This window comes from Polaromonas sp. P1_F4 (assembly GCF_056405675.1).
Window position 1 is genome coordinate 239,233 of sequence record NZ_JBFUBP010000004.1, and the last position, 16,366, is coordinate 255,598.

The 16,366-nt window shown below is 61.2% G+C and carries 16 protein-coding genes; 8 read left to right on the forward strand and 8 right to left on the reverse strand.

Annotated features, from left to right (window positions below):
• The first annotated feature begins 132 nt into the window (after positions 1 to 132).
• The 6 genes from AC1DYQ_RS10930 (at position 133) to AC1DYQ_RS10955 (ending at position 6,635) form a co-directional block, all read left to right on the forward strand.
• On the forward strand, positions 133 to 882 hold the full coding sequence (locus AC1DYQ_RS10930) for an electron transfer flavoprotein subunit beta/FixA family protein (protein ID WP_436155153.1): 750 nt from the start codon (positions 133 to 135) through the stop codon (positions 880 to 882).
• 13 nt (positions 883 to 895) lie between these two features.
• Positions 896 to 1,828: an electron transfer flavoprotein subunit alpha/FixB family protein gene (locus AC1DYQ_RS10935; protein ID WP_457278887.1), complete on the forward strand. Its 933-nt coding sequence runs from the start codon at positions 896 to 898 to the stop codon at positions 1,826 to 1,828.
• Positions 1,829 to 1,850: 22 nt separating this feature from the next.
• Positions 1,851 to 2,498, forward strand: coding sequence for a hypothetical protein (locus AC1DYQ_RS10940; protein ID WP_477686810.1), 648 nt, complete (start codon positions 1,851 to 1,853; stop codon positions 2,496 to 2,498).
• Positions 2,499 to 2,622: 124 nt separating this feature from the next.
• Positions 2,623 to 4,413 carry an acyl-CoA dehydrogenase gene (locus tag AC1DYQ_RS10945; protein ID WP_477686811.1) on the forward strand — a complete coding sequence of 597 codons (1,791 nt, stop codon included), beginning with the start codon at positions 2,623 to 2,625 and terminating at the stop codon, positions 4,411 to 4,413.
• 98 nt (positions 4,414 to 4,511) lie between these two features.
• The gene (locus tag AC1DYQ_RS10950; RefSeq protein ID WP_477686812.1) at positions 4,512 to 5,474 is read left to right on the forward strand and encodes an NAD(P)H-dependent flavin oxidoreductase; all 963 of its coding nucleotides are present in this window, start codon (positions 4,512 to 4,514) and stop codon (positions 5,472 to 5,474) included.
• A 45-nt stretch (positions 5,475 to 5,519) separates the two neighbouring features.
• Positions 5,520 to 6,635 carry an acyltransferase family protein gene (locus tag AC1DYQ_RS10955; protein WP_477686813.1) on the forward strand — a complete coding sequence of 372 codons (1,116 nt, stop codon included), beginning with the start codon at positions 5,520 to 5,522 and terminating at the stop codon, positions 6,633 to 6,635.
• A 72-nt stretch (positions 6,636 to 6,707) separates the two neighbouring features.
• Here AC1DYQ_RS10955 and AC1DYQ_RS10960 read toward each other — a convergent pair whose 3' ends face one another.
• Both AC1DYQ_RS10960 and AC1DYQ_RS10965 read right to left on the reverse strand, forming a co-directional pair.
• Entirely contained in the window at positions 6,708 to 7,055 is a 348-nt protein-coding gene (locus AC1DYQ_RS10960) for a DOPA 4,5-dioxygenase family protein (RefSeq protein WP_477686814.1), read from the reverse strand.
• Between the two features lie 72 nt (positions 7,056 to 7,127).
• Positions 7,128 to 7,394, reverse strand: coding sequence for a hypothetical protein (locus tag AC1DYQ_RS10965; protein WP_477686815.1), 267 nt, complete (start codon positions 7,392 to 7,394; stop codon positions 7,128 to 7,130).
• Between the two features lie 146 nt (positions 7,395 to 7,540).
• Here AC1DYQ_RS10965 and AC1DYQ_RS10970 point away from each other — a divergent pair, with 146 nt between their 5' ends.
• Both AC1DYQ_RS10970 and AC1DYQ_RS10975 read left to right on the forward strand, forming a co-directional pair.
• Positions 7,541 to 8,638 (forward strand): PA0069 family radical SAM protein, encoded by a 1,098-nt coding sequence (locus tag AC1DYQ_RS10970; RefSeq protein WP_477686816.1) that lies wholly within the window; start codon positions 7,541 to 7,543, stop codon positions 8,636 to 8,638.
• A gap of 89 nt (positions 8,639 to 8,727) precedes the next feature.
• Positions 8,728 to 9,168: a GNAT family N-acetyltransferase gene (locus AC1DYQ_RS10975; RefSeq protein ID WP_477686817.1), complete on the forward strand. Its 441-nt coding sequence runs from the start codon at positions 8,728 to 8,730 to the stop codon at positions 9,166 to 9,168.
• A gap of 20 nt (positions 9,169 to 9,188) precedes the next feature.
• Here AC1DYQ_RS10975 and AC1DYQ_RS10980 read toward each other — a convergent pair whose 3' ends face one another.
• From AC1DYQ_RS10980 to AC1DYQ_RS11005, 6 genes are all read right to left on the reverse strand, one after another.
• Positions 9,189 to 9,857, reverse strand: a complete 669-nt coding sequence (locus tag AC1DYQ_RS10980) for an amino acid ABC transporter permease (RefSeq protein ID WP_477686818.1) — start codon at positions 9,855 to 9,857, stop codon at positions 9,189 to 9,191.
• Positions 9,858 to 9,951: 94 nt separating this feature from the next.
• On the reverse strand, positions 9,952 to 10,749 hold the full coding sequence (locus AC1DYQ_RS10985) for a transporter substrate-binding domain-containing protein (RefSeq protein ID WP_477686918.1): 798 nt from the start codon (positions 10,747 to 10,749) through the stop codon (positions 9,952 to 9,954).
• Between the two features lie 136 nt (positions 10,750 to 10,885).
• Positions 10,886 to 12,580: a phosphoethanolamine transferase gene (locus AC1DYQ_RS10990; RefSeq protein ID WP_477686819.1), complete on the reverse strand. Its 1,695-nt coding sequence runs from the start codon at positions 12,578 to 12,580 to the stop codon at positions 10,886 to 10,888.
• Between the two features lie 60 nt (positions 12,581 to 12,640).
• Positions 12,641 to 13,513, reverse strand: a complete 873-nt coding sequence (gene fghA / locus AC1DYQ_RS10995; RefSeq protein WP_477686820.1) for an S-formylglutathione hydrolase — start codon at positions 13,511 to 13,513, stop codon at positions 12,641 to 12,643.
• 108 nt (positions 13,514 to 13,621) lie between these two features.
• Positions 13,622 to 14,728, reverse strand: a complete 1,107-nt coding sequence (locus tag AC1DYQ_RS11000; RefSeq protein WP_477671073.1) for an S-(hydroxymethyl)glutathione dehydrogenase/class III alcohol dehydrogenase — start codon at positions 14,726 to 14,728, stop codon at positions 13,622 to 13,624.
• A 316-nt stretch (positions 14,729 to 15,044) separates the two neighbouring features.
• Positions 15,045 to 16,262 carry a glycerophosphodiester phosphodiesterase gene (locus tag AC1DYQ_RS11005; RefSeq protein ID WP_477686821.1) on the reverse strand — a complete coding sequence of 406 codons (1,218 nt, stop codon included), beginning with the start codon at positions 16,260 to 16,262 and terminating at the stop codon, positions 15,045 to 15,047.
• Positions 16,263 to 16,366 lie beyond the last annotated feature (104 nt).

Genomic DNA, 16,366 nt, shown 5'->3' on the forward strand with positions numbered 1-16,366 from the left:
CTCCGGCGACCAGTTGAGCAGCCCGCATCAGGGGGCGCCGCAGCATAGAATGCAAAGCTTACGTTTACGTCAACGTCAATTTCAGTTCCGATTCAAGTTAATACCTCAATCCATCAACTCTGGAGTCCTCTCATGAAGGTCTTGGTTCCCGTCAAACGCGTTGTGGACTACAACGTCAAAGTCCGCGTCAAATCCGATGGCACTGGTGTCGACATCGCCAACGTCAAGATGAGCATGAACCCGTTTGACGAGATCGCCGTTGAAGAAGCGACGCGACTGAAGGAAAAGGGCGTCGTGACCGAAGTCATCGCCGTGAGCTGCGGCGTGCTGCAGTGCCAGGAAACCCTGCGCACCGCCATGGCCATCGGTGCCGACCGCGCCATCCTGGTCGAAACCGCCGAAGAACTGCAGCCGCTGGCCGTCGCCAAGCTGCTCAAGGCGCTGGTCGAAAAAGAGCAACCCCAACTCGTCATCCTCGGCAAGCAGGCCATTGACGACGACTGCAACCAGACCGGCCAGATGCTGGCTGCGCTGCTGGGCTGGCCACAAGCCACTTTTGCTTCCAAGGTCGAAGTCGAAGGCGGCACCGCCAAGGTCACGCGCGAAGTCGACGGCGGCCTGGAAACCCTCTCGCTCACGCTGCCGGCCATCATCACGACCGACCTGCGCCTCAATGAGCCGCGCTACGTCACCTTGCCCAACATCATGAAGGCCAAGAAAAAGCAGCTCGACAACATCAAGCCCGAAGAGCTTGGTGTCGATGTCAAGCCGCGCATCAAGACCCTGAAGGTCAGCGAGCCGCCCAAGCGCAGCGCAGGCATCAAGGTGGCCGATGTGGCCGCCCTGGTGGACAAGCTCAAGAACGAAGCCAAAGTCATCTAAGGAGTTGATTGAAATGACCGCACTTGTAATCGCAGAACACGACAACAACTCCATCAAGCCAGCGACCCTGAACACCGTGACCGCAGCCGCCCAGTGCGGCGGGGACGTACACGTGCTGGTGGCCGGCAAGGGTGCTGAAGCCGCTGCCAAGGCCGCTGCCGCCATTGCCGGCGTGGCCAAAGTCATCCACGTCGAAGGCGAACATTTCGCCCACGGCCTGGCCGAGAACATGGCCGCCCAGGTGCTGGCCATCGCGAGTGCCTACTCGCACATCCTGTTCCCCGCCACGGCGTCGGGCAAGAACATCGCCCCCCGCGTGGCCGCGACGCTGGATGTCGGCCAGATCTCCGACATCACCAAGGTCGATGCTGCCGACACCTTTGAGCGCCCCATCTACGCCGGCAACGCGATCGCCATCGTGCAAAGCCTGGACGCGACCAAAGTCATCACCGTGCGCACCACCGGCTTTGACGCTGCGGCTGCTACCGGTGGTTCTGCGACCATCGAGACCCCTGCAGGCGTTGCCGACAGCGGCAAGTCGACCTTCCTGGGCTCCGAGATCGCCAAGAGCGACCGCCCTGAGCTGACGGCTGCCAAGATCATCGTCTCCGGTGGCCGCGCCATGGGCTCCAGCGAGAAATTCAACGAAGTGCTGACGCCGCTGGCAGACAAGCTGGGCGCAGCTCTCGGCGCATCGCGCGCAGCGGTTGATGCAGGCTACGCCCCCAATGACTGGCAAGTGGGCCAGACCGGCAAGATCGTCGCGCCCCAGCTCTACATCGCCGCCGGTATTTCCGGTGCGATCCAGCATCTGGCCGGCATGAAAGACAGCAAGGTCATCGTGGCGATCAACAAGGATCCGGAAGCGCCTATCTTTAGCGTCGCTGACTACGGTCTCGAGGCCGACCTGTTCACTGCCGTACCCGAGTTGGTCGCAGCCCTGTAATCCGGTTTCAGGCCAGCGCGACATGAAAGCCAAGCAGCAACCCGGCCAATCCGGCATGAGGCGAGGCGCATGCATCGCCTTGATGCTGACGGGCTTGTTCCTCGCTGCGTGCGCGGGGCTTGATCGCAAAGTCGAACAGGTCAGCGTCAAGTCGGACATCAAGGAGCCTGTGACGTCTTTGGCCCTGGTTTTTGTGACCCCCGAGTGGGCCAACCAAAACCCGGATCTGGTCAAAGGCTACAGGCTCTCGGGTGTTCTCGATAACCGCCTGATGAACCAGAGCGTTGGGCACGCCGCAGACTTCATGCAACTCAACGGTGTTCCCGCAAAGTACGCAGGCACGTTCGGCCAGCGTTCCAATATCAGGGGCGTGCTGGGCGAATGGTCCGGCCAGGGTTACAACACGCTGCTGTTTGTTCCGATGGGCTCTACCGTCACCTCCCAGGGCCATGAAGCCCGCAGGGGTTCTACCCGCTACCGAGTGACGCTGTACAGCAAGAAGCTTGTGCCCATGCTGGAGTTTCAGGATGCGTTTTACGCTTCGGCCCCGGACTCGGGTCATGTGGACCTGATGGCGGCGGGCTGGCTCAATGCCCTGATGGACAACGGTTATGTCGTGCGGAAATCCGAAAAACTGGTGGAACCTCCAGTTCGTGATTTCTCGCCCTAGATTCGCGAGAGGCCGTGTGGCAAGCGGCCCCGGCTACGCCTGGCACAGGCCAAACCAGCAGACCACTGTGGCACAGCTTTTAATGGCCTTCGCCGCGCAATAAGTTAATTTTCGGAGACAAAACATGACATACAAGGCCCCCCTCAAGGACATGCTGTTTGACATCAAACACCTGGCCAACATCGAACAGATCGCGCAAATCCCCGGCTTTGAAGAAGCCGGCTTCGACACCGCGCAAGCGGTGCTCGAAGAATGCGCCAAGTTCAACGAGGGCGTGCTGGCTCCGCTCAACCGTGACGGTGACATCAATCCGTCGAGCTTTCAATCCGGCGAAGTCACCACCACGCCTGGCTTCAAGGAGGCCTTCCGCCAATACGTCGAAGGCGGCTGGCAAGGGCTGCAGCACCCGGCTGATTTTGGCGGCCAGGGCCTGCCCAAAACCATAGGCGCGGCGTGCGGTGAAATGCTCAATTCCGCCAACATGAGCTTTGCGCTGTGCCCGCTGCTGAGCGACGGCGCGATTGAAGCGCTGCTCACGGCCGGCTCCGATGAGCTCAAGGCGGTTTACCTCGAAAAACTTGTGAGCGGCCAGTGGACGGGCACCATGAACCTGACCGAGCCGCAAGCCGGTTCGGACCTCGCCATGGTGCGCAGCCGTGCCGAGCCGCAGCCCGACGGCACGTACAAGGTTTTCGGTACCAAGATCTTCATCACCTATGGTGAGCACGACATGGCCGAGAACATCGTGCACCTGGTGCTGGCGCGCGTCACCGGCGCACCCGAGGGTGTCAAGGGCATCAGCCTCTTTGTCGTGCCCAAGTTCATGGTCGGCAAAGACGGCGCCCTGGGCGCGCGCAACGACGTGCATTGCGTGAGCATCGAGCACAAGATGGGCATCAAGGCGTCGCCCACTGCCGTGCTGCAGTACGGCGACCATGGCGGCGCCGTGGGCTACATCGTCGGTGAAGAAAACCGCGGCCTTGAGTACATGTTCATCATGATGAACTCGGCACGCTACGCGGTCGGCATGCAGGGCATCGCGATTGCCGAGCGGGCCTACCAGAAGGCTGTGGAATTTTCCAAAGACCGCGTGCAGAGCCGACCGGTTGACGGCTCCATCAAGGCCAGCGCGCCCATCATTCACCACCCGGACGTCAAACGCATGCTGATGACCATGCGCGCTTACATTGAAGGCTGCCGCGCCATGGCGTCCGTGGCTGCCGCCGCCTACGACGCGACGCATCACCACCCCGATGCGGATGTGCGCAAGCAGAACCAGGCCTTTTACGAATTCATGGTGCCGCTGGTCAAGGGCTACAGCACTGAAATGAGCCTGGAGGTCACCTCGCTGGGTGTGCAGGTGCATGGCGGTATGGGCTTTATTGAAGAAACCGGCGCCGCCCAGTACTACCGCGACGCCAAGATCCTGACCATCTACGAAGGCACGACCGCCATCCAGGCCAACGACCTGATTGGCCGCAAGACTTCGCGCGATGGCGGCCAGACGGCCAAGGCGATTGCAGCGCAGATCGAAAAAACCGAAAGCGAATTGCTCAGGCAGGGCAGCGCCGACGCGCTGGCCGTGGCCAAGCGCCTGAAGGCCGCGCGCCTGGCATTCATCGATGTGGTGGATTTCGTGGCCGGCAACACCAAAGCCAGTCCCAACGCCGTGTTTGCCGGCAGCGTGCCTTACCTCATGCTCGCGGGCAATGTGGTAGCCGGCTGGCAGATGGCGCGTTCGCTGCTGGTGGCGCAAGAGCAAATCGCGCAGGGCGTTGATGTTGCCTTCATGCAGGCCAAGATCACCACCGCGCGTTTTTATGCTGACCACCTGCTGACCAAGGTGCCCGGCGTGCGCGACAGCATTGTCGATGGTGCAGACAGCGTCACGGCGCTGGCGCTGGATGCGTTCTGATCCTGTACACACTGCTATTTATTTGATAGCTGCTTGCGCCCGTCAGTAAAGGGCTGCGGCATGTTTTTTCTTGAATTCAGAATAACAACGGAGCCACCATGTCCAGACTGCCCGGAGCATTGAACAAGCTGCCTTTGCCCATCATCGGTTCGCCGCTCTTCATCATCAGCAATCCCAAGCTGGTCATCGCGCAGTGCAAAGCCGGCGTGGTGGGCGCCATGCCCGCGCTCAACGCACGGCCTGCATCGCAGCTCGATGAGTGGCTGGCCGAGATCACCGAGGCACTGGCGGCCCACAACAAGGCCAACCCCGATAAGCCGGCGGCGCCTTTTGCCATCAACCAGATCGTGCACAAGTCCAACGACCGCCTGGAGCACGACATGGAAATGTGCGTGAAGTACAAGGTGCCCATCTACATCACCAGCCTGGGTGCACGCGAAGACATCAACGCTGCCGCTCACAGCTACGGCGGCGTGGTGCTGCACGACATCATCAACAACAAATTCGCACGCAAGGCGATTGAAAAGGGCGCTGACGGCCTGGTGGCCGTGGCCGCCGGTGCGGGCGGCCACGCAGGCGTGAAGAGCCCGTTCGCGCTGATCCAGGAAATCCGCCAGTGGTTTGACGGTCCTCTGGCGCTGTCGGGTGCCATCTCTACCGGCGGCGCGGTGCTGGCTGCGCAGGCCATGGGCGCCGACTTTGCCTATATCGGCTCGGCCTTCATCGCGACGGACGAAGCGCGCGCGGCCGACGCCTACAAGCAGGCCATCGTCGACGGCAACTCCGACGATATCGTCTACAGCAGCCTTTTTACCGGCGTGCACGGCAACTACCTCGCGCCGTCGATCCGCGCTGCTGGCATGGACCCGGAGAACCTGCCCGAAGGCGACGTCAAGACCATGAACTTCGGCGGCGGCGAAGGCAGCAAGTCCAAGGCCTGGAAAGACATCTGGGGCTGCGGCCAGGGCATTGGCTCTGTCAGCAAAGTCCAAAGCGCCGCGGCCTTTGTGGACCAGCTCAGGCGCGAGTACGAACAGGCACGCCAGCGGGTCTGTATTTAAGCGCCATCGCTACCTTTGAGCAGCGCTGCGCCTGAAATACCCGCCTTGACCACCGCGACCCGACGCTTTCCCGGCATGGATGCCCTCAAAGGGCTGGCCTGCGTCCTCATTGTTTTGCATCACCTGGCTTTTTACGGCCCGATGTCGGATGTGGTGCACCCGTTTGCGCCGGCCCTGATGGACTGGCTTTACGACTATGGCCGCATGGCCGTGCAGGTGTTCCTGGTCGTAAGCGGTTTTCTGGCGGCGGCCTCGCTCGCGCCACAGGGTGTGGCCGTGTTCGGCGCACCTGGCGCCCTGATCTTTCGCCGCTACTGGCGGCTCGCCAAACCCTATCTGGTGGCGCTGGCCGTGAGCATGCTCGTGGCCGCGCTGGTCAGGCCCTGGTTCGCACATCATTCGGTGCCGGAGGCTCCCACGGTGCACCAACTGCTTGCCCATGTCCTGTTGTTGCAGGACCTGCTCGGGCAGGACGCGCTTTCCGCCGGTGTCTGGTACGTGGCCATCGACTTCCAGCTCTATGCCATGGCGGTTCTCATTTTTGCCTTTGCCCGGCGGTTCCAGTTTCAGCCGCACAACGGCGACGCAACGCACACCACTTCGGTTTCCGCCCCACTCGGTGTGAGCCTCATCCTGCTGGTCGCCTTGGCCTCGCTGCTGTTCTTCAACCGCCTGCAGGCCTTTGATATCACCGCCCTCTATTTCTGCGGCTCCTATGCGCTGGGCATGCTGGCTTTCTGGGCCTCAAACCGCCTTGGCGCGCGGCGCAGCTTCTGGTTGGTGACCCTGGCGGTCATGGGTGGGCTGGCCCTGGCGCTGGATTTCAGGGGGCGCGTGGTCGTGGCGCTCGTTACCGCCTTCGGCCTGGCCGGGCTGGCGGTGCTTCAGCCGCAGGCCTGGCCGGTGCAATGCTTGCAGCAGCGCCGGCTGGTGCAGCTGGGCCAGATGTCCTACTCCGTGTTCCTCATCCACTTTCCGGTGTGCCTGCTGGTCAATGCCATCGTGAGCCACTTCTGGCCCACGCAGCTTGCGGCAAATGTGCTGGGCCTGTTGACGGCCTTCCTGCTGTCGCTGCTGGCGGGCTGGGTGCTGTACCAGTCGGTAGAGTCGCGACCGATTCCTTTGCGGTCGCGCTGGCTGAGTCGCTTTTATTTGCGTTAAAAAAGCAGCTCTGCGCCTTTCTGGACGAGCGCAACCAGCTATTGAATTAATAGCATTCAACCGGAGCCGGGCTCACCGCCTGAACATCTCCAGCTTCAATGCCGCAGGCTCACCAAGCCATGAGGCATGTGTGGTGTGGTCGGCCAGGTCGTCGCCGGTGAGCCCGTGCACAAACACATCCAGCCCGTCGCGGTGTTCTTCGAGCCAGGGAATGACACTGTCAAACGCCGCGCGGTCAAATGCCAGCTGGCAACTCCAGCGCGGGTGCGGCCCCACCTCGCGTTCATGCACACGCCCCACGGCAATCCCGAAAAGTGCACCGGCCTTTTCGCACAAGGCGCGTGCCTGCTCAACGGTGCCGGGCCCGAAATATACGTGGGCGTGATAGCGGGCATAAAGGTTTTCAGGTCGCTGGATCATGGTGGAACGGAAGGGGAGGAGAGGGGAGGGAAAATGGAAAAGGGGCGTACCAATCACGCATTCGATGAGTCCTCAGGCATCCTCCAGAAACGTCAGGGCCGGTAGCGGTACATCGGGGTTTTCTTCGCGAGCTTTTGCATGCGTCTGCTTCATGCGTTGCTGGCAATGCGCCAGGTCTTTCACCTGAAACAGAAAAAACACCTCTGCTGCGTCTTCCGCGTTTTGCCAGAGATGCTTCAGATACATGCCTTGCTTCGCATGTTCATCCGCATCTTTTTCCAGCTGCTGTTTGACGGCGGCCAGCGGCGCGCCGGTGAGTTTTGCCAGTACGTGTGCCATGGGATGTCTCCTGCTTTAAACCCATTATTGCGGGCACTGCTGCAGACATTTGCCAAAGGGTTTTTGTTTGAATATACTGTATTTATATACAGTATTTTCTGCGGCCCTGCCGGGTACCACTACCTTCCACCGAATCTTGTTGCCCTATGTCCGACGCCGTCATTCCTCTCCATGCCATCAAGGGCCGGGGCACTGCTACACGCATGCCGCACCGGTTTGAGAAAGACGTGCGCAACGCATGGGACGACGGCTGGGGTACGCTGGAAGAAGGTGTCTCCAGCGAGGCGCCCCGGATCGAAACCACGGTCACGATGGAAGAAGCGCGCAGCGCCATTGTCGGCAACGATTCGCCCGATATCTTTTTTGACTACAGCATCAATCCCTACCGGGGCTGTGAGCATGGCTGTGTGTACTGTTATGCGCGGCCCACACACAGCTACCTCAATCTTTCGCCTGGGCTTGATTTTGAAACGAAGATCATCGCCAAGCGCAACATTGCCGAGGTGTTGCGCGCCGACCTGCGCAAACGCAGCTATGTTCCCAAGCTGCTCAATATCGGCTCGGCCACCGACTGCTACCAGCCCGCCGAGCGCGAGCTGCGACTGACGCGCAGCATCATTGAGGTGATGCAGGAAGTGCGGCACCCGTTCTCTTTGATCACCAAATCCAGCGGCGTGGAGCGCGACCTCGACCTGCTGGCGCCGCTGGCCGCTGACAAGCTGGCCGCCGCCTACGTGACCATCACCACGCTCGACGGCGAACTCGCGCGCAAGCTGGAGCCGCGCGCGGCCGCACCGCACCGGCGCCTGCGCACCATCCGCACGCTGGCAGAGCACGGCGTTCCAGTCGGCGTCAGCGTGGCGCCGCAAATCCCGTTTGTGAACGAGGACATGGAGCATGTGCTGGAGGCGGCCTGGGAGGCCGGTGCACGCAGCGCGTTCTATACCGTGATCCGCTTGCCCTGGGAAGTGGCGCCCATTTTCAAGGAGTGGCTGGAGCTGCACTACCCGCAGCGCGCCGCGCGCATCATGGCGCGCATCCACGAAATGCGTGGCGGCAAGGATTACGACAGCGACTTCGCCACGCGCATGAAAGGCCACGGCCTGTGGGCCGAACTCATCAGGCAGCGTTTTGAGAAAGCCTGCAACCGGATTGGCTTTAACCGCCAGCGCATTGAGCTGGACATGAGCCAGTTCCGGCCGCCAGCGGCTGCGGGTGCCGAAGGGCAGGGCAGGCTGTTCTGAGGGGGCACGTGTCAGTTCGACGCGAGGGCTATAGTCCAAAAAGCGTGTGCATCACGCCTCATGCCGTTTGAAAATAAAAGGAGTTCACCTTGGCGCTTGACTGGAAATATTCATCGGAAGGCATGGCCGATGCGGACTGGGAAGAGCTCTCCAATCTCTACCGCGTTGCCCCCTTGGGCGACAAGAAGCCTGTGGACCTGCAGGTCGTCTTCTCCAACAGCATGTTCAAGTGTTTTGTGTATGACGCCGGCAAGCTGATCGCTGCGGGCCGTGCGGTAGCAGACGGCAGGGACTGCTCTTACATCTGCGACATCGCAGTGGCGCCGGACCGGCAGGGATCAGGCATGGGCAAAGACATGGTTGCAGCGCTGGTGCGGCTTTCCAGCGGTCACAAAAAAATCATCCTCTACGCGGTCGCCGGCAAGGAGCCGTTTTACCGCAAGCTGGGCTTTCGGCGCATGCTGACCGCGATGGCGATTTTTGCGAATACCGAGCAGGCGATTCAGAGTGGTTTGATCGGCGACACCTGATTCTGGTGACCGGCGCTTCGCTAGCGCAGGTAGCTGCGGTTGAGGCGCACTTCGAGCTTCTTCTGCAGCGTTTCAAACGAGGCACTCATCGCCCAGTAAATGCCCGCCGCCGCCAGGTACAGCGGAAAGGGCTGAAAGGTCGTGGCAATCACTTCCTTGGTCGCCAGCATCAGCTCGCCCACGGCAATCACCGAGACGAGCGAGGTGTCCTTGATCAGGCTGATCAGGCTGTTCGACAGGCTGGGCACTGCCAGGCGCAGGGCCTGCGGGCCGATGACGTAGCGCAGGGTTTGCGCCTGCGTCAGGCCCAGGCTGCGGGCCGCATTCCATTGGCCGTGTTCCACGCCGTTGATCGCGCCGCGGATGGTTTCCGACAGGTAGGCGCCCACGTTCAGGCTCAGGCCCAGGATGCCTGCGCTGATCGGGTCAAACTGGATGCCGATGCTGGGCAGGCCGAAGTAAATGACGAAGAGCTGCACCAGCAGCGGCGTGCCGCGCATGCAGCTGACATACAGCGTTGCAAACTGCGAAAGTACCTGCACCTTGGCCAGCCGCGTGACTGCCACGAGGGTGCCGATGATGGCGCCGAAGAAAACAGACGCCACCGCCAGCAACAGCGTCCACGCCGCGCCTTTGAGCATCAGCGGCAGGGCATCGCGCAGCAACTGGGTCAAGCCGGTCAGGTCCATAAGGGTCTCCACAAATAAAAACCCCGGCGTAGCGCCGGGGTTGTTTTAGGCGCCTGCCGAAAGGCGGCGCGCGGCTGATCGAATGTTACTTCGGTTATTTCACGGCGACAGGCGGCTTGCTCACGTCACGGTCAAACCATTTGTTCGATATCTTCGCGAAGCTGCCGTCGGCTTGCAGGTCTGCCAGCGCCTTGTCGATGGCGGCCTTGAACTTCGGGTTGTTTTTCACAAAAGGAATGCCGGACTTTTCAAGCTCGCCCACGGGCGCACCGGGCTTGAGCGGCAGCTTGGTCTGCTTGACGATGTAGGGGATGAGCAGGCTGTCGTTGAGCGCGGCGTCGATGCGGCCCAGTGCCAGATCCTGCAAATACTCTTGCGCGCCGGGGTAGGTCTTGACGTCGATGCCGCCGACTTTTTTGGCGATGTCGGCGTAGTTGGTGCCCTGGCCCAGGCCGAGCTTCTTGCCCTTGAGGTCGGCCAGCGTCTTGAACTCGCGCTTTTCGTCCTTGCGGATGATCAGCTGCGGGGCGGAGATGGTGTAGGGCTCGGAGAAATCAAAGGTCTCCTTGCGCTTGTCAGTGATGCCCACCTGGTTGATCACCACGTCGTACTTGCCGGCCTGCAGGCCCGCGAGGATGGCGCTCCACTCGCTGGTGGAGAACTCGGCTTTGACGCCCATCTTCTGCGCCAGCGCATTGGCCAGTTCCACTTCAAAGCCGGCGAGCTGGCCGCCCTCCTTGTAGTTGAAGGGCGGGTAGGTGCCTTCGAGCGCAACTTTGAGCGTGCCGCGCTGCTTGACGGTGTCGAGCAAATCCGCTGCGCTGGCGCTAAGCGCGAATGTCAAAAGGAGTGTGGAGGCGATGCTGGAGGCGACAGCCTTGCGAATATTCATATTCAACCCTTGCATAAGAGAATTGTTATTGAGATGAAAAGTGAATATTAAATCTGCCATCACATTGGTGCATGCAGGGCGCCAAAAGCCCTACGGCGCATCCGGATGATCGCAGGCCGGCAGCCGCCGTGCAGATTCAGGGCTTGACGCAATGCGCGTAGATGTCGAGCGCGGCTTTGTAGACGCTGGTCTGCACATTCATCAGACCGAGCACCGAGTGAAAGTAGTTGTCATGGCTCACCGGCGCGTCCAGCTGCTGCTTCAGGCACGCGGTGGTCAGCTTGTTGCGCTGCTCGAACTCGGGCGAGAGCCAGGTGATCCACGGCACGCGCTTTTGCACTTCAGGCGCAATACCGTAGGGCATGCCGTGCAGGTAGAGGTTGTTTTCGCCCAGAGACTCGCCGTGGTCGGCCAGGTACAGCAGGGCCGGCGCGCTGCGCGCTTCCTGTGCCTTGAGCCACTGGATGGATGACGCCAGCAATTTGTCGGTGTAGACGATGCTGTTGTCATAGGCATTGAGCAGGCCTTCATGGCTGCAGCTTTGCAGCGCGTTGTCGGTGCACTCGGGCAGGAATTTTTTGACGGCTTGCGGCGAGCGCTTGTAGTACGCCGGGCCATGGCCGCCCATCTGGTGCATCACGACCACCACGCCTTTGGCGCGGCGCTCGGCCGGCAATGCGGCAATGCGCTCGTCAATGCCGTGCAGCATCACTTCGTCAAAACATTCACCGCTGTCACACAAGCCCGGTACTTTGAGCTGTACTGTGTTGACGTTGGGAACGCGGTCGCACACGCCCTTGCAACCTGACTGGTTGTCTATCCACAGCACGGCCAGGCCCGCGCGCTGTAGCACGTCCAGCATGCCTTCGTAATTGGCCGGGCGTGAGTCATAGGCTTCACGCCCGAAGTTGGAGAACATGCAGGGCACCGACGCAGCCGTGCTGGTGCCGCACGACCATGCGTTGCGCAGGCTCACGACGTTCTCATTTGCGAGCAGCGGGTTGGTGGGCCGGCCGTAGCCGTTGAGCGAAAAGTTGGCGCTGCGCGCTGTTTCACCCAGCACCAGCAACAGTAGCGGTGGCTTGGTTTGGGCTGTGTAATTGGCACCGAGTTTTGCGTCTTCACCCAACGGCAACAGAGTGGATTCGTCGCGCTGGAAGGGCTTGGCCGCGATGGCGCCTAGCGCGTAGAAGGAATTGAGCGGATTGATGAGGTAGCGCACATGCGTGTAGTTGCGCATCACAGAGGCAATGCTCTGGAAGAACAAAAACACCACCAGCACCAGCAGCACACAGGCGCCGGTCAAGGTGGCGGCGTTGGTGAGTACCTGCCGCACTGCGCCTGCACGCCTGACTTTTTGCCGCCACAGGAAAATCATCGGCAGCACCGCCAGCACCAGCACCGTGGCTATCAGTCGCCAGTTCAGCAGGTCGCGTGTTTCGCGCACATCAGTCTGCAGCGTATTGATCATCATGGTCTTGTCGATGACCACGCCATAAGTCACCATGAAATAGGCACCGAAAGCGGCCGACAGCAGAAAGAGCGTGATGGCGGGCTTGAGCGTCCAGCGCCAGGCCAGCACGCTGAGCAGCGCGGTGGTCGCCAGCGCAATCACCAGCGCCAAGGCGATGCTTATGACCGCCGCCTGGCCCCCGGTAAGGCCCGGCAGGCGGGCCAGCTCGCGCCACAAGGCCATATTGCATACCGTGGCGATCCACAGGCTTGCAATGACCACCAGCCACAACGGCCGCATGCCGGCGTCTTGCCGCACAGTGGTCAGATGAACGGGCCGCGATGTGGAGGATGCGGAAGGGGAAGGGCGCAGCGGCATAGCGCTGGATTGTATTGGGGCGGCCTTAATGCAGGCTTAAGGCCTGCTCACGGTCTTCAATCAAGCGGCCACTGCCAGACCCAGCTGCTGCGCATGGTGCCGCAGGTGTTCGGCCATGAAGGTTGCGATGAAGTAGTAGCCGTGGTCATAGCCCACATGGCGGTGTAGCGCCAGCGGCTGGCCCGCCTTGGCGCAGGCGGCTTCAAAGAGCTCGGGGTACAACTGCTCGGCGAGGAATTTATCATCCAGTCCCTGGTCTATGCGGATACCGCCAGGGTAGGGCGCTGCGGGCATCAGGTTCATCAAGGCGGTGGCGTCGTGTTCAACCCAGTTTGATTCATCGCTGCCGAGATAGCCGGTAAACGCCTTGCGGCCCCACGGGCACTGGCTGGGCGCGCAGATAGGTGCAAACGCTGAGACCGATGTGAAAAGATCCGGATGCCTGAGCGCGAGCGTTAACGCGCCGTGACCGCCCATCGAGTGGCCGAAGATGCCGATGCGTGCTGCATCAATCGGCAGGGTGCCCGTCAGAAGCGGCAGCAGCTCTGCCGTGATGTAGCTTTCCATGCGGTAGTGCCGTGACCACGGCGCCTGTGTCGCATCAAGATAGAAGCCCGCGCCGCGGCCGAAATCCCAGCTGTCGGTCTCCCCCGGAATTTTCGCGCCACGCGGGCTGGTGTCGGGCGCAATCAACGCCAGGCCCAGCTCTGCTGCCAGGCGCTGCGCACCGGCTTTGATCATGAAGGTTTCTTCGTTGCAGGTCAGGCCCGCCAGGTAGATCAGCGCCGGCACCTTCTCCCCAGTCATGGCTTGCGGCGGCAGGAACACCGAGAACTTCATCGGCAAGCCGACCTCGCGCGAGTCATGCTGGTAAAAGCGCTGCACACCGCCGAAGCAGCCGTGTTCGCTGAGCAATTCCAGTTGTGTCGTCATGGATGTCTTTCTGTTCAAGCAGGGGCCGCGGGACTGGCTTTGCCAGACCGCAGGCGCAGCGGCCCCCTCGGGGGGCAGGGAGCTACGCGAAGTGAGCGACCGTGGGGGCTAATAGACGACAACACCACGAATGGATTCGCCGCTTTTCATTAGATCGAAACCCTTATTGATGTCTTCGAGCGGCATGGTGTGCGTGATCAGGTCGTCGATATTGATCTTGCCCTCCATGTACCAATCCACAATCTTCGGCACATCGGTGCGGCCGCGCGCGCCGCCGAAGGCTGAACCTTCCCATTTGCGGCCGGTTACCAGCTGGAAGGGGCGGGTGCTGATCTCGGCGCCGGCTTCCGCCACGCCGATGATGATGCTGCGGCCCCAGCCCTTGTGTGTGCATTCCAGCGCCTGACGCATCACCTTGGTGTTGCCTATGCATTCAAAGCTGTAGTCGGCGCCGCCGTCGGTCAACTGCACGATGGCGTCGACCACGTTTTCGGTTTCCTTCGGGTTGATGAAGTGCGTCATGCCGAACTTGCGCGCCATCTCCTGCCGCGCGGGGTTAATGTCCACACCGATGATCTTGTCGGCACCCACCATCTTCGCGCCCTGGATCACATTGAGTCCAATGCCGCCCAGGCCGAACACCACGACGTTGGCGCCGGCTTCGACCTTGGCGGTAAAGAGCACCGCACCGATGCCGGTGGTGACGCCGCAGCCGATGTAGCAGACCTTGTCAAAGGGCGCGTCTTCGCGGATCTTGGCCAGCGAGATTTCAGGGGCGACGGTGTAGTTGCTGAAGGTGCTGGTGCCCATGTAGTGAAAGATGGGTTTACCGTCCAGGCTGAAGCGGCTGGTGGCGTCGGGCATCAGGCCCTTGCCCTGCGTGCCGCGAATCAGCTGGCACAAATTGGTCTTGCGCGAAAGGCAGAACTTGCACTGCCGGCATTCAGGCGTGTAGAGCGGGATGACGTGGTCGCCTTTTTTGAGCGTCGTCACGCCAGGGCCGACATCCACCACAATGCCTGCGCCCTCGTGACCGAGGATGGCCGGGAAGATGCCTTCCGGGTCGGCGCCCGAGAGCGTGTAGTAGTCGGTATGACAGATGCCGGTGGCCTTGATCTCGACGAGCACCTCGCCGAACTTGGGGCCTTGCAGGTCCACGGTTTCAATGGTCAGGGGCTGGCCTGATTTCCAGGCGACTGCGGCTTTGGTTTTCATGGTGTGTTGGGTTTGCGCTTGAAAGTGAGTGGGAATGAGGTTCTGTGCGTAGGTCACTATAAGCCAGTCACCGTCGCTGAAGTCTCCCCTGAAGCCGTATCTTCATGGGCCCGATGTTTCATTTTGAGAAAAGCTGGGCCATACACCCGGGCTGTGTAGCCGACCCTAAGGCTGGAATATGCCGCGCATCGTGGGAGCGGAGCCTGCATGGCCTTCTCCATAAATGAAAAAGCTGCCTGGCCCATTAAATATGGGCGCAAGCAGCTATTAATTTCATAGCATTGAGGTCTGGCGGGTGAAGCCCGCCACGGCTTGCTCAGCGGCCGGCTTCTTTCAGGTACTGCGTCCGGGCGGCGATGGCGGTGTCGGTGAAGTCGGTGAACACGCCGTCCACACCGGTGCGGTAGAAGGCCAGGTACTCGGCCTTGGCATCGCCCTGGTAGTCGCTGGCCAGGCGGCGCGACTCATTGCGGAAGGTGAAGGGATGAACGAACAGGCCTGCCTTGTGCGCATCGGCGACGAAGCTGGTGGCTGGCTGCGAGATGGAGTCTGCATCATTGAGCTTGCCATCACGGTTGATGTCGACCTGCTTGCCGTCGGCGCCGAAGGTGCCCTTGGTGCTGATGATGTAGCGCTTCCAGGGGCCGATGCCATCGGCGTAGGTCTTGATCTCGGCCAGGCCCGCGGGTGTGACCATGGCGCTGAAGAAACGCTTGTCGCCGGCCTTGGTCCAGTCGTAAGGGCGGTCGCTCGGCACGGCAAAGGTCACGCGGCCGGTTTTCGGGTCAATGCCGTCGCCGTCGACGAGCTGGATCAGTTTCGTATTGAGGCCCTTGCTCTTCATGTACTTCAGGCTGCCGGGTTCAAACGACTGCACGTAGATGGGCGCGGTCTTGCTGTTCCATCCGGCAGCATTGATGATGGCGATCAGCTTGTCCTCCATCGGCAGGCCGAGTTCCCGGAAGTAGGTCGGGTTCTTGGTTTCCGGGTATATCGCAATCGTGCGGCCTGTCTTGATGGATTGGGCCTTGGCCATGTCCACTACTTCCTGAAGGGTCGGGATCTTGTATTGGCCATTGAACTGCTGCGGGCGCTCGGCGTCGGTCGAGATCGCGCCCAGGGTGCGAATCTCAGCCAGTGTGAAGTCGTTGCTGAACCAGCCGGTCTGCGTTTCGCCGTCGACCTGGATGGTCTTCTTGCGTGAGGCGAATTCAGGGTGTTTGGCCACGTCGGTGCTGATCGCCAGATTGGGGTCGTGACGGGTGACGAGCACGCCGTCCCTGGTCACGACCAGGTCCATCTCGATCACGTCGGCGCCCAGTTCGATCGCGCGCACATAGGCTTCCATCGTTTCTTCCGGCACATAACCCGAAGCACCGCGGTGGGCGATGACCAGTGGCGCCTTGCCATCAAGGGTGGGCAGGCCTGCTTGAGATGTTGTGCCTGAGGAGGAGCAAGCGGTGAGTAGTACGCTGCTGCAAACAAGGGCGAGCAGGCTGCCTTGCTTCACGGCCTGGCGGGTCGATACGGTCATGGGTGTTTCCGGAGTTAAAGGGCTGATCGTATGTGTCTGATCACGACAGGCGTGTGACAGTGTGTAGCGCCCGGCCATAAAAAATGCCGGAGCAGGTCCGGCAT